The organism is Paenibacillus wuxiensis, assembly GCF_040195695.1.
GTDB lineage: Bacteria > Bacillota > Bacilli > Paenibacillales > Paenibacillaceae > Paenibacillus_B > Paenibacillus_B suaedae.
The window spans coordinates 520480-542727 of record NZ_JBEFZI010000006.1 but is presented as its reverse complement, the minus strand read 5'-3'; the positions used below and the strand labels follow the sequence as shown (position 1 = coordinate 542727).

Below are 22248 nucleotides of genomic sequence, written 5' to 3'. Positions count from 1 at the left end.
TTGGTGTCGCAAGTGCGCGGGAAAGCATGGAAAGCGCAGGAGCATCAGGACATCCCGTTTGAGAAGATCGTGGCGGCACTGCAGCCGGAGCGGTCGGCGAGCTATGCGCCATTGTTTCAGACGATGTTTACGCTGCAAAACCGTCCGAGCGAGCTGCCGGTGGACTCGGAATGTCGGATGGATACGATAAGCAGCTTTATGTCGGTCGCGAAGTTCGACTTGACGGTAGGCGTGCAAGAAGTCGAAGAGGGGATGCGCGTCAGCTTCGAATACAGCACGGACTTGTTCGACGCGTCAACCATCGAGCGGATGGCGGTACACTTCGAGCGATGGCTGCATGAAGTGGCGGAGCATCCAGAGCGATCGATAGGCCAGATGCAGTTGATTGGTGAAGCAGAAACGAAGCAGAAACTGGAGCTATGGAACCGGACGGAGACGGCGTATCCACGGGATCCGGTAATTCAGGAACTGTTCGAGGAGCAGGCGGCGGCAAGGCCGGAAGCGGTGGCAGTCGTTGACGAGGATCGCCAGCTGACGTATGGGGAACTGAATGCGCGGGCTAACCAACTGGCGCACTGTTTGCGAAAGAAAGGCGTGAAGCCGGAGACGCTGGTCGGGATCTGCATGGAACGCTCGGCGGATCTGATCGTCGGGATCCTGGGGATCTTAAAAGCTGGGGGCGCGTATGTGCCGATGGATCCGTCGTATCCGCAGCAGCGTCTGACTTACATGGCCCACGATGCAGGAATTGAGTTGATGGTGACCCAGAGCGAGGCAAGCGGATGGGTGCCGGAGCCGATTACGCGCATCTGTCTGGACAGCGCTGCGGATCAGGAGATGCTGTTACAGGAGAGCGACCGGAATCCGTCAATCGCCACGACGCCGCACAACATGGCCTATCTGATTTACACCTCAGGAACTACAGGGAATCCGAAAGGGGTTATGGTCGAGCATCACACACTGATCAATATGGTGTTCTGGCATCAGCAATTTTATCAAGTAACGGAACAGGATCGTGTGAGTCAAATAGCAAGCATCGCATTTGATGCTGCAGTTGCAGAAATATGGCCCTGCTTGAGCAGAGGCGCCAGTTTGTATGTGTGCAAGGAAAGCGTAAGAACGGATCCTGAAGCGTTGCAGGATTGGGTCGTTGACCAGCAAATTACGATCAGTTTTATGCCAACGCAGATGGCCGAAATCATGATTCATCTGCCCTGGCCGTCGCATACATCGTTACGCTGTTTGCTGACGGGGGGGGATTTGCTACGGCAGTCTCCGCCAGCTTCATTGCCTTTTGCACTCATCAACAACTACGGTCCTACAGAGTGTACAGTCATAGCTACAGCAACAGAGGTCAGCCCTTTGCAGGAGGGCGTACCGCCGATTGGAGGGCCAATAGCGAATACGAAGTTATACGTATTGGATCGCCATCAACAACCTGTACCAATCGGTGTCGTCGGGGAGCTGTACATTGGCGGGGCAGGGGTTACCCGTGGATACTTGAATCGTCCAGAGCTGACGGAGGAGCGATTCCTTGCGGATCCTTTCAGCGGTGAGTCTGGAGCGAGAATGTACAGAACGGGAGATGCTGTTAAGTATCAGCCGGACGGCAACCTGATCTATGTAAGCAGGATCGACGACCAGGTGAAAATCAGAGGATTCCGTATTGAGCTCGGAGAGATTGAAATGGTGCTAAGTCAGTTGCCGACGATCAAGCAAGCTGTCGTCATCGTGCGGGAAGACAGGAAGGGGGAAAAGCAACTGGCGGCGTATCTGGTCGGAGAAGGCAGCGCACAGGAATGGCGGACATACTTGAGCGAGCGATTGCCAAGCTATATGGTGCCGACGTATTTTGTGCAACTGGACAGTTTGCCGTTAACGCCGAACGGGAAGATCGATACGCGGGCACTGCCGATCCCGACAGTGTCGTCGCAAGAGGGCTATGCGGCGCCGCAAACGCCAGCGGAGGAGCTCGTATCGGCGGTATGGGGTCAACTGCTTGGCGTGGAGAGGATCGGTATCTATGATTCCTTCTTTGATTTGGGAGGCCACTCGCTGCTAGCGGCGCAGGCGGTTTCGCGTCTGCGCGAGGTATTCGGCGTGGAGGTGGCGGTGCGCGACCTGTTCCAGCACCCGACGATCGAAAGCTTATCCCGCCAATTAACGCTGTTAGCGCAAGGGGGAGAAGGGGAGAAACGTCCGCCGATTCAAGCGGTGGAACGAGGCGTGCATATGCCAGCATCGTATGCCCAGCAGCGGCTCTGGTTCCTCGATCAACTGGAACCGAACAGTCCGCTGTACAATATTCCATGCGCATGGCGGTTGCAGGGAGCTTGGAAGCTGGAGGCGTTGGAACAAGCCTACGATGCGCTGCTCCAGCGTCATGAAGCGCTGCGCACCGTCATTGGCGAGGCGAACGGCGAGCCGGTACAGATCATTCGCGAACACCAGCCTGAGCGTCTGCCTATGACGGACCTTCGCCATCTGGCAAGCGAGGACAGAGAGCGCGAGATGAAGTCGCTCATGCAAGCGGAGGCAGACAAGCCGTTCCAACTGGCTGAGGGACCGTTAATCCGGGCGCAGGCCATCGCGATGGGCGAGAACGATTGGGTGCTGCTGTGCACGCTGCACCATATCATATTTGACGGATGGTCGTTGGACATTTTCGTCCGGGAATGGCTCGCACTATATGAGGCGTTTGCGGGAGGGCAGCCAGCGGCATTGGCACCGCTATCCTTGCAATATGCCGACTACGCGCATTGGCAGCGGAACTGGCTGAGCGAAGACGTGATGAACCGTCAGTTGGCGTACTGGGAGGAAGAGCTAGGCGGGGAACTGCCAGTGCTGCAGCTGCCGACGGATCGTCCGCGTCCAGCGCAGCTAAGCTACCGGGGAGAGCTGTATGAAGTGGATCTTCCAGCCGCTTTGCTCGTCAAGTTAAAAGCGCTCAGTCGTCAAGAGGGAGCGACGTTATTCATGACACTGCTCGCAGCCTACCAAGGTTTCCTCTCCCGCTATACGGGACAGACAGATATCGCCGTCGGCAGTCCGATTGCGAACCGGCATTACGAGGAAATTGAGGGGATGATAGGATTCTTTGTCAACACCTTGGTGTACCGTGCGGATGTGTCGGCCAATCCGAGCTTCCGGGAGTTGGTGTCGCAAGTGCGCGGGAAAGCATGGAAAGCGCAGGAGCATCAGGACATCCCGTTCGAGAAGATCGTGGCGGCGCTGCAGCCGGAGCGGTCGGCGAGCTATGCGCCATTGTTTCAGACGGTATTTACGCTTCAAAGCCGTCCGAGCGAGCTGCCAATGGACTTGGAACGCCGGATGGATACGATAAGCAGCTTTATGTCGGTCTCGAAGTTCGACTTGACGGTAGGCGTGCAAGAAGCCGAAGAGGGGATGCGCGTCAGCTTCGAATACAGCACGGACTTATTCGACGCGTCAACCATCGAGCGGATGGCGGTACACTTCGAGCGATGGCTGCATGAAGTGGCGGAGCATCCAGAGCGATCGATAGGCCAGATGCAGTTGATTAGCGAAGCAGAAACGAAGCAGCAACTGGAGATATGGAACCGGACGGAGACGGCGTATCCACGGGATCCGGTAATTCAGGAGCTGTTCGAGGAGCAGGCGGCAGCACGGCCGGAAGCGGTGGCAGTCGTTGACGAAGACCGCCAGCTGACGTATGGGGAACTGAATGCGCGGGCGAACCAACTGGCGCACTACTTGCGGAAGAAAGGCGTGAAGCCGGAGACGCTGGTTGGGATCTGCATGGAACGCTCGGCGGACCTGATCGTCGGGATCCTGGGGATCTTAAAAGCTGGTGGCGCGTATGTGCCGATGGATCCGTCGTATCCGCAGCAGCGCTTGACTTACATGACCCAGGATGCGGGAATTGAGTTGATGGTGACCCAGAGTGAGACAAGCGGTTGGGTGCCGGAGCCGATCACGCGCATCTGTCTGGACAGCGCTGCCGATCAGGAGATGCTGTCACAGGAGAGCGACCGGAATCCGTCAATCGCCACGACGCCGCACAACATGGCCTATCTAATTTACACCTCAGGAACTACTGGGAATCCGAAAGGGGTCATGGTCGAACATCACACACTGATCAATATGGTGTTCTGGCACCAGCAATTTTTCCAAGTTACGGAGCAAGATCGTGCGAGTCAAATAGCAAGCATCGCATTTGATGCCGCAGTGGCAGAAATATGGCCCTATCTGTGCAGAGGCGCTAGTTTGCATGTGTGCAAGGAAAGCGTAAGAACGGATCCTGCAGCGTTGCAGAATTGGGTCGTTGACCAGCAAATTACGATCGGTTTTATGCCAACGCAGATGGCCGAAATCATGATTCATCTGCCTTGGCCGTCGCATACATCCTTACGCTGTTTGCTGACGGCGGGGGATATGCTGCGGCAGTCGCCGCCAGCTTCATTGCCTTTTGCACTCATCAACAACTACGGCCCTACAGAGTGTACAGTCGTGGCTACAGCAACAGAGGTCAGCCCCTTGCAGGAGGGCATACCGCCAATTGGAGGACCAATAGCGAATACGAAGTTATACGTGTTGGATCCACATCAACAACCTGTACCAATCGGTGTCGCTGGGGAGCTGTACATTGGCGGGGCAGGGGTCACTCGTGGATACTTGAATCGTCCAGAGCTGACAGAGGAGCGATTCCTTCCGGATCCTTTCAGCGGTGAGTCTGGAGCGAAAATGTACAGAACAGGAGATGCTGTTAAGTATCAGCCGGACGGCAACCTGATCTATGTAAGCAGGATCGACGACCAAGTGAAAATCAGAGGATTCCGGATTGAGCTCGGAGAGATTGAAATGGTGTTAAGTCAGTTGCCGGCGATCAAGCAAGCTGTCGTCATCGTGCGGGAAGATAGGCCGGGGGAAAAGCAACTGGCGGCGTATCTGGTCGGAGAAGGCAGCGCACAGGAATGGCGGACATACTTGAGCGAGCGCTTGCCAAGCTATATGGTGCCGACGTATTTTGTGCAACTGGACAGTTTGCCGTTAACGCCGAACGGGAAAATTGATACGAAATCTCTCCCGAAAATCGACAGTACACTGCAAACACCTGCAAGTTATATCGCGCCTCGTCATGCAACAGAGAGAAAACTTGTACAGATTTGGTCAAGCGTGTTAGGGATGAAGGAAACTTCAATTGGCGTCCACGATTCCTTCTTTGACTTAGGCGGGCACTCCATGAAAATTATGGAGGCATTGGCAAAAGGGCTGACAGAAGGATGGCATGTAACGGTTAAGGATTACTATGATCTGCAAACCATACAAAAAATCGCGCAAAAGATTGACCATGGTTCAAAAAAATACTTGCATTCCGATACATCTAGGCTGCAATTTCTCAAGCCTCCGAAGAAAGACATCGCTCATGCAACCTACGACCCTATCGGTAATGTATTGCTTACAGGGGTCACGGGTTACCTGGGTATACATTTACTAGCGGAGCTGCTGGATGGAACCAATAGCAGAGTATACTGTTTGATTAGGGGAAGTGACCCGCGGAATCGGTTGCTGGAACAGATTTCCTTTTACTTTCATGACAAGCTTGAAAAGTATAAAGTTATGCTAAGCAGCCGGGTTGTTATCGTAAAGGGGGATTTGTCTGAGAAACAATTCGGCTTAAGCGATGCTGAATATGCTCAACTTGACAGTACGATCAGTAGTGTCATCCATTCTGCCGCGTTGACCAAACACTTCGGTAATTACGCTGATTTTGAAAAAGCGAATGTAACAACGCTTGAAGAGCTTATATCGTTCGTAGGACGTAATAAAAGACTGCATTATATGTCCACGATGAGCGTATCAGGTCATATTACATTTGGGGAAGAGCAGCATGTATTTACCGAAAATGATTTTTACGTTCAACAAAATTATGAGGATAATGTGTATGTGAAAAGTAAATTTTGGGCGGAACATGCACTGTTCCAAGCGATCTCGAATGGGGTGGACGCTGCCATTTACCGGGTGGGCAATCTGACCAACCGGCACAGTGATGGGCAGCATCAACATAATATCGCGGACAATGCATTTATGAGCCGCTTCAAATTTATGTTGCAACATGGGGTTGCATCGAACCAATTCATATCTAATGATATAGAGTTTACTCCTGTTGATGCGTGCAGCAGAGCCGTCGTTGCCTTAATAAAAGCAGATGCAAGCGCTGGGGAAAACTACGTTTTCCATTTGTACAATCATCATAAAGTTGGACTTGGCGAGGTCGTGCAATTGCTACACAAGTCGGGGCATGAGATTGCTTTGTTGGATGGTGCGGCGTTCCATGATCTCATGCTTCGATTATCTCAGGATGATAAGCACATTCATGACATTCAAATGTTAATGGCAGCAGGAGAAAAGCTTGAAGGCGATTATGCCATTGTCAAGCATGATTCGTTACAAACACAAATCGCCTTAAGCAAGGCCGGATTTTATTGGCCGAAAATTGATGCACTGTATATGCAAAAAATCGTGACCTACTTGCAAAATTCCGGATACTTACCAGTGAATGAGATGAGAAGCTTGATCCAGCACGTGTAGTGCTATGGCTGTGTAACTTGGTTTCGATCTCAACCATGATTCTAGGATTGACATCTAAACTGAGCATATATGTAACCTCGCAGCAGCTCCCTTGTGATTGGAGCCTTGCTAAACTCTCGTCAAGTAGACATCACTAAAGAAGCAGCCTTTAAGCAACCTTAGTTCGGTATTGAACCGGACTAAGGTTGTTTAGTCTCTTTGGAAAGCGCTCGTTGTTATAGAACTCATAAAACCTCTATCATTTACGTATGGCTTATTGTCTTTTCCATATAAATGCTTACAATAGGTCTTGTACCATTTGTTATTTCGAGGAACATTTTGTAAACGAAATTCATCTAAGGGAAAAATAAAAATGAAAATAACATTTCGAATTAGACTTCTATGATCGAGAACTCTGGAAAAGATGAAAATCGCCTAAAAACTATCTACGCTACGCATCGGGCTAGAAAGGTTGAAAGAGATGGAAAAAATCAAAGCTATAAAAACCGAATTGGGTGAAATTCATGGAAGAGACGCGATTTTCCTTGATGATATTCAATTCAATTATCAAAAGAAAGAAGTTACATTAATTGGCGAGATAAGCGGAGGATTATGTACAGAATCAGATGATGAAGAGTTTATTAAATACGAATTGCTATTCAAGAAAGTTTATTACTTTAATATGGTCGAGTTAGATGTAAGTTTACAGATGTTTGATCATCCATATCATGAAAGTAGTAGCTTCGTAGAAATAGGTAATACAAAAATACTTAGAGATATAAAGAATGCAAGAGGTCTGGAGTTAAAGCAATATGTAATATATACATATGACGAGGTTTTCGTTATCGCATGTCAAGAATTTGAATTACGTTTAAAGAAATAAGAGCTTTAAGCAACAATTTAGATTCAGAGAAGCCGAGTTGTACTTTCATTGTTGTTATCAAGAAAGATAATGCTACATAATTGAGGTGCTATTAAATGGTGAATAATTTCATTGAGCTGGTAGAAGAAAGTGATGAGAGATACAAATGCTATGGCTTGAAAAATACAATACGAATATTTAAGCAATTCATAAAGGATGAAGATTTAGATGAAGTGCGTATCAATATATCCACGAATACGCAATTAGATTCAATTATGAGTAATGTAGAGTCGTACATAAATTGGTTTACGGAGTGTGAGACTGTTTTTCGAAACTATTATGAAAACGAACTTCGTGAACAGGTACATAAGGATTGGTTTAAAGAAATTGAAGTATATAGTGTAAATATAACATTTAATAGCAAAGAGGATTACGGAGCAACAATAACTTGCGGAGACAATGTATTACAAGATCACATATTGATAGTTGATTTTGACAGAGAACAAATCGAAGCAATCAACTTAAATGGATAAGGTCTAGGTAGGTCAAGAATAATTAGCAGCGAATTGATGATGCGTGATATTTTCAGATTTGATATACTATCAAGCTCTAACTCTGGAAGAGATCATAGAAGAAGGATTGAAATATAAAACAATAATATTGTGAGGGTACGGCAACTCAGACGTGAGATAAAGGAGAGTTTAAATGAAAGAAGAATTTGATTATAAGTTATTTAAGAAACTATTAGTATCACATTATCTGAAGGTAATAAAAGAGTTTGCAAAAACAAGTGATAATAAGGATGTATACGTCCTAACATTAGTTTTAAATGGGTATATAACATTAGATTGGAACACGTTATCAGAACTGCATTTTAAATATGAGGATGCTTATAAAGGACAATATGAAGATAGATGTTCACTGGAGGATATAAAGTTCAGCATAGGTGATTTTGCATTTGAGGAAATGATTGACTGGACAGAAGAAATGGATCAACTGATGACAAAACATCAGGATTTTTTCTCGGAAGTGGAGGATGTTTCTGATGACTTGTACGATTATCACAATAAGCAACTAATTGATTGTATGATTGACGTATTGAAAGAGTTGGAACCAGCATTTATTCATCTGAATCGAACAAGTGATTTTGTTGCTTATGTATCCGATTTTAATGATGAGGATGACTTAAGATATGCAAAAGCGACCGTTCCTTCCAAACTTTATCAAGAAGTATTTGGAATAGAAGCTGGGTGATATTTGCCATAGAATCGGATTTCGAGGATGCAATACAACAGGTCTTTGGCCGGGGCTATTCATCCAATCCTTCATAACTTGGGAATGGGTGTTTTGCCCTTTTGCGATATTTTCTCCAGCAGAATTGTATGTGATCCCGAATTCCTTCAACATATCGCAGGGTGATCCATGTGTTGGAGAATTATGATCAAAGTAATTGTTGTTGTACATGTCCTGTGCCTTAACCATAGCCACATTTGACAATTCCTCTCTCCTACCCAAGGAACTTAATCCTGTTTTGGATCTTTCCTGATTTACTAGATCCAGAACCTGCTGCTCGAATTCGGATAAATTATTATCCACAGTATCATTTTTACTTTCCCCTGTTGGTTCTGTTGAACCTGTCGGATCCCTTTTTTCAATATTTCCTGTGGGTTACTGGTTTGCTGGATTTCCAGCCGGTGTTCGCAGCATGATCATGAGTTGAAATTTGTTTTTGCTTAGGAGTCACTTGCTTTTGCATCATATTGTTATGGGACAAAGAGCCTGTCACCAATAATAAGATTGCTAGAACGAAAAACTTTTCCATTTGCCAACCTCCTAGATCCGGTAATTAATGAAGTTACCGGATTTAGGTTTTCCTGTACGCCCTTTACTTATTTCTCAGTATGATTTTCTCCTTATCCAGAGTACCTTTTTGTGATCAATAGCACTTAGATAATTTTGTGTCTCTAGGAAAGCAAAGTGTGTTGTCGAATGGTTATGGATAAGGAAGGTCTCGGGTTATATATTCATCACGAGATACATGTTATATATTTCATTAGGATTCCTAACGTAATAAAAAGATATCATAAATGATGACTGTGGGACGAAGACTTTGCAGGGAGGGAGAATCACAATCATGTATGGAGTTGTTGCGAATGTTGTGATAGATAAGCAACTTAGAAATGGAGCGAAAGTGTATATACTGTATTGTCATGGGATGGCAAGGAGCCCTAAAGTATTCGGCATGGCAAGAGGTGGTGAGAGAATTGAAAAATATATTTCATATAAGAAACTAAATAAATTTAGAGCACAATGGCTCCCCGAACATATTAGATCGAAAGTGGTTTGGAAATATGTTGATAGAAGAGATGCTGAACGATTCGCTAAATCGTTGGAGTTGAAGTGGACTAATGTTCGTTTACTTGACGAAGAAGGAAATATTATTAGAGAAGGTATACCAGAAAGTGAAGCAGATAATATAGTAAGTAATATAAGGTTTATTAAGAAGGAATTTGTATTCAGCCAAGAAAGTATTGATAACAATAATAATTCATAGGTTTCTCGAGGAACGCGTTTTCATGATTTTAAAAACAAGATAAGAACACTTGTACGCAGGTGTGAATAAAGGTAAAATATAACTACAATTGAATCTTGGGTGGGCATGGTTTCCCTTCGAAAGGAGGTGAGGCCATGGAAGTAAAAGATGCAATAACGATCATGCTCCTTTTTGGATCGTTCATTCTTGCTCTTTTAACATACATTAATCATAACAACAAGAGAAAGTAAAAAACCCACCCCAAGGTTGCAGCCAAAGGTGGGTTTATCTCCGTATTGACTAAGAAGGGATTACCCATCCAAGCCAATTGTATTGACCAAGTGTTCGCAGCACTTGGTCTTTATTACATATATAGTACCATAATCGAAAAGATGTATCAAAGGTCTGAATTGTTGAAATGTTGAAATAGACAAAAGACATAGTCGTCATTATCGATATATTCACCTCCTTTTCTCCATAAAGCCTCTTGGGTATAAGATGCAACAAGTAATGAGAAATCAGCGGAAAGAAGAGGGGACATAGTTTAAGGTAATTACACTTTGTGGCTCTATAAAATTAAAAAAACAATTTGAACAAGTCAATAGATACTTAACGCTTCAAGGGAACATTGTTATTAGTTTGGCGTTTTTCGAGCAAAGCGAAGGGATTGAGATTACTACGGAACAAGCAGAATTGTTTGCAAAAATACATCTCCGCAAGATAGAAATGTCGGACGAAATAATTGTTATCGATGTTGAAGGTTATATCGGTAGTAGTACGAAAAATGAAATTGAGTATGCAATTGAAAATGGGAAAACGATTAGATACTTTTCTAAAAGCGAATTAGTATAACGCGATTTTCCGCTATCTCAACTTTTCGGTCAGGAGTGAATGTGCTTTCGGAATATTCCCTTGGAAATAGCATGCGATGCAATGACTGGGTGACCGGCGATTAGAACCCCTTGGGACAGTATAAAAGGAACTTTTGGGTAGGAGTGATCTCGAACTCAACCATAAAGTATGTTTCATTATGATTGGACATGATGTGTAGGCGAGTAAGAAGCCGCATCTCTGCTATATGTACATAAAATGACTGCAAAAGCGAGTGCGGTGCTCGGAAATCACGAAATATGCATGAATAAGGACACACACCTCACTTTCATCTCCTCTAAAGAGTGGTATAATAGTGCGTCACTATGTGAGGTCAAGGGGATCCTTGGCACAATACACGAAGAAGAGATGATACGGTGAGTACAATTGTTCCCAGTATAAAGAGAAGAACGACCTTCCTGTTGAATAAATATTTCACAGGAGAAACGCTTGATTATAAGCAAATTATCGCGATTATTATTCCGATATTTGTGGATCAAGCTTTTATTATTTTGATGAGCCTGCTGAATACGGCCATGATCAGCTCCTCGGGGGTAGCGGCGGTTAGTGCGGTCAGCATGGTGGATTCGTTGAACATCTTCTTGGTCAACGTGTTTGTAGCTGTGGCGACGGGGGGAACCGTCATCGTCGCACAGTATAAAGGCAGGGGCAATGCGGATATGGTTTCGAAGTCAGCTGCTCAAGCCATCTCGGCAGTTGCGCTGCTGTCGATCTTGATCAGCGCGGTCGTTATTATTTTTCATAACCCCACACTAGACTTACTGTTCGGTCGTGCAGAAGCGGATGTCCTGGATAATGCAAGGATCTTTTTGATCGGGAGCTGCCTCACGTACCCGTTCATTGCGATTTTTCAAGCTGTGACGGGGGCGTTGCGCGGCGTGGCAGAGACGAAGGCCTGCTTGGGTCTATCGTTCATTATGAACTTGACCTACCTGTTTCTGAATATATTGTTCATTACGGTACTCGATATGGGCGTAGTCGGATTGATCATTTCCATGCTTACGGCTCGTGTGCTGGGAATGGTGATATCGTTAATTTATTTGTTGAAGATCAATCAGACGTTGCAGTTCCGAATTCAGAATGCACTAAAGTTGGATTTTTCGATTTTGAAAAAAATTATGATTATCGGCGTTCCTTTTGCAGCGGAGCAGATGTTCTTTAACGGCGGGAAGCTGCTGACGCAGACGTTTATCGTTCAGCTCGGTACGCTTGCGATCACGGTCAATGCCATAAGCGGCTCCATATCGCTTGTGTTCCAGATCGGAGCGAATGCCTTAAGCATCGCGATCGTCACGGTCGTAGGCCAATGCATCGGACGACGCAATATTGAGGATGCGAGGAAGTTTATCAAGTCTTTCCTGTGGCTGTCCTCCATCATATTCGTTATTGCGGCAGTGATTCTCATGCCTTTATTCCCTTGGATCGTTAGATTGTTCTCTCCTCCGGCAGAGATCATTCCGGAGATCTTTAAACTTACGGTGCTGATTGTGATTACCCAGCCATTTTTATGGTCGATCAGCTTTATTATGCCATCGGCTCTTCGTGCAGCGGGTGATTCCAACTTTACTTCGATTACTGCTATGCTCACGATGTGGTTGTTCCGTGTCATTCTGGGCTATGTACTCGGGATACCGCTTGGCCTTGGTATCATGGGGGTATGGATTGCAATGGTCATAGAGTGGGGGATCCGCGGCTCCGTCTTCCTCTGGCGCTTCCGCGGGGAGAAGTGGTACAGCCGGAAGTTGATTTGATAGTTTCATGAGCCATTACGTTAGCTCTTAAACAAAGAGAAAAGACAGCGAAATCCTATTTAAGGAGGAGTCACGCTGTCTTTTTTTTGCTCTCGTACACTGGATGACTCCCGGAGAGGAAGGAACAGGAGGGCATTTTGCAGAATATTCTAAATGAACTGTATTTACATATGATAGTAGCAGCCCAGTCATACATCAGCAGTTTCGTTTATCCGCATTGTGCAGCCCCATCTATTGTGCAATTTTACACCCACCTGACAACCACTTCGTAATGTTCTAACCGTTTCATCACAACAAGTAATGAAAGGGAGGTTTCTATGGAACTGGAAGAAATCAAGCAAAACTTAAAGGAAACAAGAGACAAACTGTTCGGAATTCTGAAAGGATTAAATGGAGATCAATTAAACGAACGAAAAGATGAGGATAGTTGGAGTATTGGTCAGATATGTCAGCACCTTGCCAAGGTAGAAGAAATATATGTCGTAGCCATTAAGAGAGGGTTACAGAACACAGAAGAATCATCCGTGGAACACAAGCCAATCGATTCTTTACTGGACAGAAAAATAAAGCTAGCGGCTCCGGACATTGTAAAGCCAACGGATGAACGTTACGAATATGAAGACATCATTGCAAAACTAAACAGTTCCAGACAACAGTTTGTTGAAATGCTAAACGCATTAGAGGATCCATCGATACTGAGTAGAAGACATTTTGTTCACCCTGCCTTTAAAGAGATGTTATTGATTGATTGGGTGAAATCGACGTACGTACATGAAGAAAGGCACATTCAACAAATTCAAGACATAATAAATGGGGTTAGATAAAGACTGGCATGCGGAAGATGCGGTCAATTAATTCCGAACTATACAGGTGAAGTCAATTCACTAGCGAATAATAATTTCATACGAGCAACAGCCGGTAATTGAAGCAAAGTTCCGCTTGCATTCGATTGCCGGCTTTTTTAGCTTTTCTCATAAAAAGGGGGATGTCCATGTACAAATTAATACTCGTTGATGATGAAGAAGATGTACGAGAAGGTGTGCTGCATGAAATGGACTGGGAGTCATTAGGGTTTACGGTCGTGGAGACGGCAGAGAATGGTCAAGAGGCAATGGAGTACATAGAAAGATTGCAGCCGGATATTGTGGTGACCGATATTCATATGCCTTTCATGAATGGATTGCAGCTCGCGGAGTGGATTCGTAGTCATGATCCTTCGATGAAAATAATGATATTAACGGGCTACGATGAATTTGAATATGCGCAGAAGGCGATCAAGCTCCATATAGACGAATACGTGCTCAAGCCATTTTCCGCTGCTGAATTGCAAGCCGCACTGGTGAAGGTCAAGCAGCAGATGGATCAGGAGGTTGCGGAGAAGAACAATCTACTAACGCTACAGGATCATTATCGAAAGAGCTTACCTGTATTGCAGCATGTATTTTTATCTTCTCTCCTTACAGGCAAGTGTTCATTGGAGGATATTCATGAGAAATGCGAGCGTTATGAGATGGACTTATCGGGTTCCGCTTATTTGGTCTCTGCGATTCAAATGGATCATAGCAAGGAAGAGAAGAACCGTTATTTATTGCAATTTGCAATATGCAATATTGCTGAGGAGCTTGTGCTGAAGCATATGCCGGGACGGGTATTTATTCACCATGATCATGTCATTGTGTTAACGATGAGCGCAAGCCGAGAGGGAGATAGGATGAGTCAGGAGATGATCGGGATACTAGAAGAGATTCTTCAGAGTGTCCATCGATTTCTCAAAATAACGGTAACGATTGGCGTGGGAACTGTCGTGAACGATCTGTCCGAGTTGGCATCTTCTTATCAGGAAGCGGTACAAGCACTGCATTATCGATTGATTCACGGAAATCATCGCGTCATCTGGATTGAAGATGTAGAGGCGAAGCGGGTGAATCCACTTGTATTCGACGACATAAAAGAGCAGGCCTTAATCCGCTGTATGAAGGTAGGGACGATAGAAGAAGCGCAAGCGATGATGGGCGAGTTATTTGATGTCGTGGAATCCTGCACGGTTTCGCTGCAAGATTTTCAAATCTATTGGATCGAAATTTGGACAGCCATGATGAAAGTGGCGAAAGATATGGACGTCAACTTCGAGCAGTTCCTCGGGGGTGCCGTACATCCATTGATGGAAATCTATCATTGCAATAATGCGTCAGAGGCAAAGAATTGGATGCTTCATCAATGTATGAAAATTATGAATTGCATCGCCGTCGAGCGGCAGACTGGCTACAAGAAGCTGGTGGATGACGCAAAAGCGTATATGAAGCTTCATTATGCGGATCTGGATATTTCGATTCATACGGTGTGCAGGCATTTGCACATCAGCACAGGCTACTTCAGCCATATTTTTAAGAAGGAAGCCAAAACCACCTTCGTGAGCTATCTACTAGAGCTAAGAATGGAAGCGGCGAAGGAACTGCTGCGGTCAACAGATCTCAAAGCGTTCGAGATCGGTGAGAAGGTAGGGTATGCGGATCCGAATTATTTCAGCTTCAGCTTCCGCAAGCGCTACGGATTGTCGCCCAAGGAATACCGCAATCGGGATCGAGGGTGAAGGTCGCATGATCAACGTCAGGAGCATTCAGTTTATTATCGCAAAAACATTTATTTTCATAACCGTTGCGGCGGTGTGTATGGTCAGCGTCATGCTGTATAACAAATTTTCCAGTACGGCGGAGACAAATGCGGACTTGAATATTCAGCAGGTCGTAGAGCAGGTCAATTATAATTTGGAGATATATGTGAACAACATTACAAGTATCTTCGACGTCGTTCAAGACCTGATTCGTAGGAGTCCTTCCGTGACGAATCCTATTTTAGTAGAGCAGCTGAAATCTATTATGAAAACAAGAGAAGATTTGATTTCGATCGCCTTGTTTACCAAGCAAGGAAAGCTGGTCTTCAACACTCCTCAACTGACCATGCGGAGCAATACACAATTAGAGCGGCAAAGCTGGTTCGAGGCCGCTATGGCGCGCCCAGATCAATTATCGTTCTCCTCGCCTCATATTCAGAATTTATTTAAAACCACTTACAAATGGGCCGTCTCCATCAGTAAGCAAGCTGGGTATCGTACAGGGCGGGGGCAGCCCGATCAGGGTGTGCTGGTTATCGATATGAACTTCAAGACAATCAACGAATTAAGCAAGCAAGTATCTTTTGGCAAGAGGGGCTATATCTACATTATCGATTCTTTCGGCAACATCGTCTACCATCCGCAGCAGCAACTGATTTATGCAGGGTTAAAGTATGAGAACTTAGAACGCGTCCTTACCTACGCATATGGAAGCTTCCAAGATAACAGCAATGACGAGAGCAAGCTGATTACCGTCAAAACGGTAAATCCGATCGGCTGGAAAGTTGTAGGCGTCGCCTACAAAGATGAGATCGTAACAACCAAGTCTGAACTAAATACCTTTATACTGTGGTTTCTCGTCATCGTCATTCTGATTGTTCTATTCGTGTCGATCGTTGTATCTGCGAGAATCTCACTGCCCATTCAGAATCTAGCGAAATCGGTAAAGAGCGCGGGGGAAGGGGATTTTACAGTACCGATCTCGACGATGGGCATCTATGAAGTGGATCAATTGTCCAGCCGGTTCAACATGATGCTTCGGCAAATTCGGCAGTTAATGGATCAGATTATTGTGGAGCAAGAGGCGAAGCGCAAGAGTGAGCTTGATGTGCTGCAAGCACAGATCAATCCACACTTCCTATACAACACCTTGAATTCGGTCATCCGGCTTGCGGAACGGGGAGAAACAAGGGAGGCCGTTACGGCAATTACATCTTTATCGCGATTTTTTCGGATTAGCTTGAGTAAAGGGAAGAACATCATCACCGTACAAGAAGAGATTGAACATGTCAGACATTACTTAATCATTCAGACCATCCGTTATAAACGCAAATTTCAATATGCAATAGATATCCAGGATGAGGCATTGGATTGCATGACCATGAAGCTTATTTTGCAGCCAATCGTCGAAAATGCGATCGTGCATGGGATTGAGATGATGCAGGAGGAAGGGATGATCACCATAACAGCCGCTATTGTAGAAGATAAGTTGATGCTGCAAGTAACGGATAACGGCTTAGGCATGAGTCCTCAGATTGTGAACAGTCTTCTAACGAAGAAGGTAAGAAGTGAAAGTGGGTCAGGCGTTGGCGTGAAAAATGTACATGATCGGATCCAGCTATGCTTCGGTCAAGGTTACGGACTGGAGTTCGAGAGTGAGCTGGAAGAAGGCACAACGGTCAAAATCTGGCTTCCCATTGTCCGGGATGAAAGGGAGGCAGAGTCGTGAATCGAAGAATGAATCTATTGTTAATCGTGATTTTGTCACTCTCCTTCTCGCTGTCGTCTTGTTCCATTCAGACCAATATGATGTCGGATAATATGCTCACCATTGACCTGATCGTCAAAATGAATCAAGGCGATTACTGGAACACGCTGAAAAGCGGGGCTGAGGCTGCAGCCAAGGAATTCAATGTGAAACTTCAATTCTTGGCTCCGAATCATGAAGATGATATTCCAGGTCAGATTGAATTAGTGAATCAATCCATTCAGAACCGTCCGGATGCCATCATTCTTGCGGCAAGTGATTATATGGGGTTAGCACAAGCGACTGATCGAATTGCCTATCAGAACATACCGATCATATCCATCGACTCAGAGGTTGGATCCGCACGCGTGAAAACGTATGTCGGTACGAACAATTATGAAGCAGGGCAGCTGGCCGCGAAGCGAATGATCGAATTGATTCATGAATCGGGTCAAATTGCGGTCATGAACTTTGTAGAGGCAGCCAAAAATGCGAATCAACGGGAAGAAGGGTTTCAAGATTATGTGGCCAGATTTCCTAATGTTCGTGTAGTGGATATTCAATATTCACAGTCCAATCAACGAAATGCGGAGGAGATCACGCGCAGATGGCTCGCCCAATATCCAAGCCTGGACGGGATTGTTGCATTAAATGCAGAATCTTCAATCGGCGTAGGGCGTGAGGTTCAACGATCCGGCCATGGTGGAAGAGTGAGGGTGATCGCATTCGATAGTCCACCCGAGACAATGGGGTTGTTGCAAGATGGAGTTGTTCAGGCGTTGGTCTTGCAGAATCCATTTAATAACGGATATCTCGCCGTGAAGTACGCCGTCGACATTATTGAGGGGCGGAACGTACCTGAAAGAATAGATACAGGCGTTAAGCTAATTGATCTGGACAATATGCTGTGGCCAGAAAACCAGAAGCTGTTGTTTCCGTTTGTAAAATAACTCAGTGCGCAAGGTGATGAGAATTTCGATAGAACTCAGGAGGATTTTCGATACCGGATCCCATGAGAATCCATCATAATGAAAGCGTATTCTTTTCTAGGGTATTCAGGAATGATGTTGAGGAGGTCTTGATCAAATGAAGAAAGTATCAGCTTTGATTCTGGCGAGTGCATTAATTGCGACAGTTGTTAGCGGCTGCGCAAACGGGAAAAGTTCAGGCGGTGACGGCGGCAGTGAACCCCTAGTAGGTGTTGCGATTTATAAGTTCGACGATACGTTCATGACAGGCGTACGGAATGCGATTTCGGATTCAGCGAAAGGGATTGCCCAAGCCGATATCGTGGACAGTCAGAATTCACAGCCGACCCAAAACGATAAAGTGGATTTGTTCATCACGAAAGGGGTTAAAGCCTTGGTCGTTAACCCTGTTGACCGTACGGCAGCGGGTGTCATTATCGATAAGGCGATGGCCAAAGACATTCCGGTTGTATTCCTGAATCGCGAGCCATTACCGGAAGATATGAAGAAATGGGATAAAGTCTATTATGTCGGTGCGAAGGCGGAAGAATCCGGTACGATGTCCGGTCAGCTCATTGCGGATTATTGGAAGTCGCATCCAGATGCGGATAAGAACAAGGATGGCGTATTGCAATATGTCATGTTAAAAGGGGAGCCTGGTCATCAGGATGCTGAACTCCGTACGAAGTACTCAATCCAAGCGATCGAAGACGCGGGGATTAAAGTTGAGAAGCTGCAGGAAGATACCGGGATGTGGGATCGCGTAAAAGGGCAGGAGAAGATGGCGGCGTTCTTGGCTGCACATGGCGATAAGATTGAAGCCGTCTTTGCGAACAATGATGATATGGCCTTGGGCGCCATTGAGGCATTGAAGGCGAATGGCTATTTCAAGGATAACAAATTCATTCCTGTGGTAGGTGTAGATGCGACAGCACCGGCGCTGCAGGCATTGGAAGAAGGCACATTGCTTGGAACCGTTCTGAATGATGCAAAGAACCAAGGAAAGGCTGCGATCACGCTTGCAAGCGTGCTGGCGAAAGGCGAGAAACCTACGAAGGAAAATGTCGGCTATGAGATCACGGATAATCATTATATCTGGATTTCTTATAAGAAAATTACGAAAGACAATATGGCTGACGCGAAGTAATGTGAACCGTTGAACTATTGGCTTCAAGTTGGGGAGGTAGAATGATTCGTTATTCGTACCTCCTCTTTTTACGAAGAGACTTAGGGGGCGAAAGGGATGGGACAGCATGAATTCGTGCTCGAAATGAACAACATTTCCAAGGAATTTCCCGGAGTTAAGGCGTTGGATCAAGTGACGCTGCAAGTGCGGCCCGGAACCGTACATGCACTGATGGGCGAAAATGGAGCGGGCAAATCAACGTTAATGAAATGCCTCTTCGGGATCTATACCCCTGATGAAGGCGAGATTATGGTGAATGGCGAAGCTGTGCAGATTCCGAACTCCAAAACGGCATTGAATATCGGGATATCGATGATTCATCAGGAGCTTCACCCTGTACCTTACCGAAATGTGATGGAGAATATTTGGCTGGGACGATTCCCGACGAGAGGGATTGGCCCTCTACGATTTATCGATCATAAGCGCATGGCGCGAGATACGCGTGATTTATTCAAACAGCTGGACATCGAGTTGCAGCCCGAGACAATGGTTCATACGTTATCGGTTTCCAAAATCCAATCCATCGAAATTGCCAAAGCGGTATCGTTTCATTCCCGTATCATTGTGATGGATGAACCGACGTCATCGCTTACCGATGTCGAGGTTGAGCAGTTGTTCCGAATCATTCGAGAGTTGAAAAAAAATGGCGTCGCCATTATTTATATATCGCACAAAATGGAAGAAATCCTTCAGATATCAGATGAAGTGACGATTATGAGAGATGGGAAAAAAATCGGGACGTGGCCGGCATCCGAATTAACAACGGACCTGATTATTTCTCGAATGGTTGGACGCGATTTGACGAACCGATTCCCACCACGGAACAACGTGCCCGGCGAGGTCGTGATGCGCGTTCAAGGACTGACCTCCCCTCTACCCAAATCGTTCAACCATGTGAGTTTTGACTTGCACCGTGGTGAAATCGTTGGGATCGGCGGATTGGTAGGCGCACAGCGCACTGAATTGATGGAGGCCCTATTCGGACTCCGGGACATCCAATCGGGTACCATCTCGATTCAAGGCAAGGAGGTACGGATCGATTCTCCCGTCATTGCGAAGAAACATGGTATGGCATTGTTAACGGAGGAACGACGCGTGACAGGCATTTTCCCGGTGTTATCGGTTCATGAGAATGCGGCAATCGCGAATTTGGAGCGCTATCGCAAGCCTTATTTCCTGTTAGACGGGAAAAAGAAGAAGGCGGAAGTGGATGCGATGGTTCAGAAATTGAGAACCAAAACACCGTCTACGCGCGAACTCATCATGAACCTGTCTGGCGGGAACCAGCAAAAGGTGCTGTTTGCACGCTGGCTCCTGACGGAACCGGATATATTGCTGTTGGATGAGCCTACCCGCGGCATTGACGTCGGGGCTAAGTATGAAATTTACTCGATCATTGCTGAACTGGCCTTGCAGGGCAAGAGCATTATTATGATCTCTTCGGAAATGCCGGAGCTCATCGGGATGTCAGATCGCATTATGGTCATGTCCGAAGGGCGGTTGACAGGGATTTTGAACGGGAAGGAAGCGACGGAAGAGGAAATTATGCGGCTAGCGGCGCAGCATTAAGCGGCAGAGAAAGGTGAGATCTACGATGAACGCGAAGCGAATTCAAAGTTTTATTTCCCAAAATGTCATCTATATGGTTCTGGCTGTTCTTATCATTGGAATTGCGATTTACGATCCTTCATTTATAGGATTAAATCCACTCCGGGATATCCTGAATCAGTCATCTACACGGGTCATTATCGCCCTGGGCGTTGCATTTGTGCTCATTACAGGCGGTACGGACTTGTCTGCAGGCAGGATTGTGGGTTTATCCGCGGTCGTATCGGCGTCCATGCTGCAGACAACCGATTATGCGCGCAGGTTTTTCCCCGATCTGGAGGAACCGCCGTTATTCGTGCCGATTCTACTAGCAGTCGTTGTAGGCCTAATATTTGGACTCATTAACGGGGTAATCGTCGCTAAGTTCAAGGTGCCTCCATTCATAGCGACTTTAGGTACGATGGTGGCTGTGTATGGCGTCAACTCCTTATACTTTGACACGGCTCCGAATCATTCGCAGCCGATCGGCGGCTTGCGGCCTGATTTTAAAGAATATTTCGGTACAGGGAGCATCGGATATGGCGGTGTATCCATTCCGATTATTGTGGTGATCGCAATCGTAGTTGCGTTTATCGTATGGGTTGTGTTCAACCAAACGAGATTGGGCAAGAACATGTATGCAATAGGCGGGAATCAGCAGGCAGCAAGGGTATCAGGCATTAACGTGGGCAAAAACCTTGTGTATATCTATGCCATTGCCGGCGCGCTGTATGGCCTGGCTGGGGTTCTCGAAGCGGCAAGAACCGGGGGAGCGACGAATAACTACGGAAATATGTACGAATTGGATGCGATTGCCGCCTGCGTTGTCGGCGGCGTGTCGACCACTGGGGGCATCGGAACGGTTCCTGGTGTAGTGACGGGCGTGCTTATTTTTACGGTCATTAACTATGGTCTGACCTTCATCGGCGTAAGCCCGTATTGGCAGTTGATTATTAAAGGATCGATTATCGTAGCGGCTGTTGCCTTCGATATGCGGAAATATGCAGCTAAGAAGTAATGGTATTGATTTGTGTAGGTTGAGACCCTTCCTTTCGGGAGGGTTCTTTCATTTTTTATTTCGTGGAAACTTTTGTAGGGGATTGAATGTATAGTAATGGGAGAGGTGTAAATGTTCTTTGGTTTGACTATGTGTGATTTTATTTAAAGGAGGACAAATCATGAAGCAACTAAATCTTAGTGCCATCATCTGTTCATTCCTTGTGGGGCTTTCTCTTGTTGTTAGCAGTGTCATTATTAGTCAATCCTCGGACAGAGAAGTAATGAAATACGGATCCAGACATAAACCGCTCTTGACGATCGGAGAAGCGGCTGAGTATTTACATATTACTGAATCCCAAGTAAGAGCCATCATTTCAAGTGAAGAATTAATGTTAAGGAATGGTGTAGATACTAGTAGATTATTATTTCCGATTGTTAGGATTGGAACCGACAATTTTATTAGTACAGATGGGTTACAAGAATGGTTGAAGGAGCCACTAAAACATCGATTGCAATATTAAAGAATATGCTTCGATGAAGGAAGAACTTAGACGGCAGCGTAAA

18 protein-coding genes and 1 pseudogene are annotated in these 22248 nt (G+C 45.9%); 16 read left to right on the top strand and 3 right to left on the bottom strand.

Annotation, left to right across the window (positions count from 1 at the left end; all coding sequences use genetic code 11):
• Positions 1-12 precede the first annotated feature (12 nt).
• On the top strand, positions 13-6570 hold the full coding sequence (locus tag ABN764_RS16425; protein ID WP_446672545.1) for a non-ribosomal peptide synthetase: 6558 nt from the start codon (positions 13-15) through the stop codon (positions 6568-6570).
• A 148-nt stretch (positions 6571-6718) separates the two neighbouring features.
• On the opposite strand, the pseudogene ABN764_RS16420 reads toward ABN764_RS16425, so the two are convergent.
• A pseudogene (locus ABN764_RS16420) lies at positions 6719-6796 on the bottom strand (IS3 family transposase); the annotation flags it as partial.
• A 234-nt stretch (positions 6797-7030) separates the two neighbouring features.
• Between ABN764_RS16420 and ABN764_RS16415 the strand changes: the two are divergent.
• The 3 genes from ABN764_RS16415 (at position 7031) to ABN764_RS16405 (ending at position 8665) form a co-directional block, all read left to right on the top strand.
• Entirely contained in the window at positions 7031-7432 is a 402-nt protein-coding gene (locus ABN764_RS16415) for a hypothetical protein (protein WP_174810328.1), read from the top strand.
• Between the two features lie 95 nt (positions 7433-7527).
• Positions 7528-7944, top strand: a complete 417-nt coding sequence (locus ABN764_RS16410) for a hypothetical protein (protein ID WP_268624577.1) — start codon at positions 7528-7530, stop codon at positions 7942-7944.
• Between the two features lie 172 nt (positions 7945-8116).
• Positions 8117-8665 carry a DUF4303 domain-containing protein gene (locus ABN764_RS16405; protein ID WP_268624578.1) on the top strand — a complete coding sequence of 183 codons (549 nt, stop codon included), beginning with the start codon at positions 8117-8119 and terminating at the stop codon, positions 8663-8665.
• On the opposite strand, the gene ABN764_RS16400 is transcribed toward ABN764_RS16405, so the two are convergent.
• Both ABN764_RS16400 and ABN764_RS16395 read right to left on the bottom strand, forming a co-directional pair.
• Entirely contained in the window at positions 8597-9007 is a 411-nt protein-coding gene (locus ABN764_RS16400) for a CAP domain-containing protein (RefSeq protein ID WP_446672544.1), read from the bottom strand. The genes ABN764_RS16405 and ABN764_RS16400 overlap by 69 nt on opposite strands.
• Positions 9008-9062: 55 nt before the next feature.
• Entirely contained in the window at positions 9063-9233 is a 171-nt protein-coding gene (locus ABN764_RS16395) for a hypothetical protein (protein ID WP_446672543.1), read from the bottom strand.
• A 312-nt stretch (positions 9234-9545) separates the two neighbouring features.
• Between ABN764_RS16395 and ABN764_RS16390 the strand changes: the two genes are divergently transcribed.
• The 12 genes from ABN764_RS16390 to ABN764_RS16335 all read left to right on the top strand — a co-directional run bounded on the left by ABN764_RS16390 (position 9546) and on the right by ABN764_RS16335 (position 22205).
• Positions 9546-9965, top strand: a complete 420-nt coding sequence (locus ABN764_RS16390) for a hypothetical protein (RefSeq protein ID WP_268624580.1) — start codon at positions 9546-9548, stop codon at positions 9963-9965.
• A 134-nt stretch (positions 9966-10099) separates the two neighbouring features.
• Positions 10100-10195, top strand: coding sequence for a competence inhibitor ComI (comI, locus tag ABN764_RS16385; RefSeq protein WP_021260480.1), 96 nt, complete (start codon positions 10100-10102; stop codon positions 10193-10195).
• A 388-nt stretch (positions 10196-10583) separates the two neighbouring features.
• Positions 10584-10796, top strand: a complete 213-nt coding sequence (locus tag ABN764_RS16380) for a hypothetical protein (RefSeq protein ID WP_446672542.1) — start codon at positions 10584-10586, stop codon at positions 10794-10796.
• A gap of 395 nt (positions 10797-11191) precedes the next feature.
• Complete coding sequence (locus ABN764_RS16375) at positions 11192-12586, top strand: MATE family efflux transporter (protein WP_446672541.1); 1395 nt, start codon at positions 11192-11194, stop codon at positions 12584-12586.
• A 317-nt stretch (positions 12587-12903) separates the two neighbouring features.
• Complete coding sequence (locus tag ABN764_RS16370) at positions 12904-13410, top strand: DinB family protein (RefSeq protein ID WP_446672540.1); 507 nt, start codon at positions 12904-12906, stop codon at positions 13408-13410.
• A gap of 167 nt (positions 13411-13577) precedes the next feature.
• Positions 13578-15176 (top strand): response regulator, encoded by a 1599-nt coding sequence (locus tag ABN764_RS16365; RefSeq protein WP_446672539.1) that lies wholly within the window; start codon positions 13578-13580, stop codon positions 15174-15176.
• 7 nt (positions 15177-15183) lie between these two features.
• Complete coding sequence (locus ABN764_RS16360; RefSeq protein ID WP_446672538.1) at positions 15184-16926, top strand: sensor histidine kinase; 1743 nt, start codon at positions 15184-15186, stop codon at positions 16924-16926.
• Positions 16923-17894, top strand: coding sequence for a substrate-binding domain-containing protein (locus tag ABN764_RS16355; protein WP_446672537.1), 972 nt, complete (start codon positions 16923-16925; stop codon positions 17892-17894). The genes ABN764_RS16360 and ABN764_RS16355 overlap by 4 nt, the downstream gene beginning before the upstream one ends.
• Before the next feature lie 136 nt (positions 17895-18030).
• A complete protein-coding gene (locus tag ABN764_RS16350) occupies positions 18031-19059 on the top strand; it encodes a galactose ABC transporter substrate-binding protein (protein ID WP_174808952.1) in 1029 nt (342 codons plus the stop codon).
• 96 nt (positions 19060-19155) lie between these two features.
• Positions 19156-20667 (top strand): sugar ABC transporter ATP-binding protein, encoded by a 1512-nt coding sequence (locus tag ABN764_RS16345; protein ID WP_174808951.1) that lies wholly within the window; start codon positions 19156-19158, stop codon positions 20665-20667.
• Between the two features lie 25 nt (positions 20668-20692).
• Positions 20693-21703: a galactose/methyl galactoside ABC transporter permease MglC gene (gene mglC, locus ABN764_RS16340; RefSeq protein WP_446672536.1), complete on the top strand. Its 1011-nt coding sequence runs from the start codon at positions 20693-20695 to the stop codon at positions 21701-21703.
• Positions 21704-21863: 160 nt separating this feature from the next.
• Positions 21864-22205, top strand: a complete 342-nt coding sequence (locus ABN764_RS16335; RefSeq protein ID WP_446672535.1) for a helix-turn-helix domain-containing protein — start codon at positions 21864-21866, stop codon at positions 22203-22205.
• Positions 22206-22248: the final 43 nt, after the last annotated feature.

Bases quoted from the DNA above. Each gene is read 5' to 3' on its own strand.
- ABN764_RS16415 (WP_174810328.1), top strand. From the start codon at position 7,031: ATGGAAAAAATCAAAGCTATAAAAACCGAATTGGGTGAAATTCATGGA.
- ABN764_RS16410 (WP_268624577.1), top strand. From the start codon at position 7,528: ATGGTGAATAATTTCATTGAGCTGGTAGAAGAAAGTGATGAGAGATAC.
- ABN764_RS16405 (WP_268624578.1), top strand. From the start codon at position 8,117: ATGAAAGAAGAATTTGATTATAAGTTATTTAAGAAACTATTAGTATCA.
- ABN764_RS16395 (WP_446672543.1), bottom strand. From the start codon at position 9,233: ATGGAAAAGTTTTTCGTTCTAGCAATCTTATTATTGGTGACAGGCTCT.
- ABN764_RS16390 (WP_268624580.1), top strand. From the start codon at position 9,546: ATGTATGGAGTTGTTGCGAATGTTGTGATAGATAAGCAACTTAGAAAT.
- comI (WP_021260480.1), top strand. From the start codon at position 10,100: ATGGAAGTAAAAGATGCAATAACGATCATGCTCCTTTTTGGATCGTTC.
- ABN764_RS16370 (WP_446672540.1), top strand. From the start codon at position 12,904: ATGGAACTGGAAGAAATCAAGCAAAACTTAAAGGAAACAAGAGACAAA.
- ABN764_RS16365 (WP_446672539.1), top strand. From the start codon at position 13,578: ATGTACAAATTAATACTCGTTGATGATGAAGAAGATGTACGAGAAGGT.
- ABN764_RS16360 (WP_446672538.1), top strand. From the start codon at position 15,184: ATGATCAACGTCAGGAGCATTCAGTTTATTATCGCAAAAACATTTATT.
- ABN764_RS16350 (WP_174808952.1), top strand. From the start codon at position 18,031: ATGAAGAAAGTATCAGCTTTGATTCTGGCGAGTGCATTAATTGCGACA.
- ABN764_RS16345 (WP_174808951.1), top strand. From the start codon at position 19,156: ATGGGACAGCATGAATTCGTGCTCGAAATGAACAACATTTCCAAGGAA.
- mglC (WP_446672536.1), top strand. From the start codon at position 20,693: ATGAACGCGAAGCGAATTCAAAGTTTTATTTCCCAAAATGTCATCTAT.
- ABN764_RS16335 (WP_446672535.1), top strand. From the start codon at position 21,864: ATGAAGCAACTAAATCTTAGTGCCATCATCTGTTCATTCCTTGTGGGG.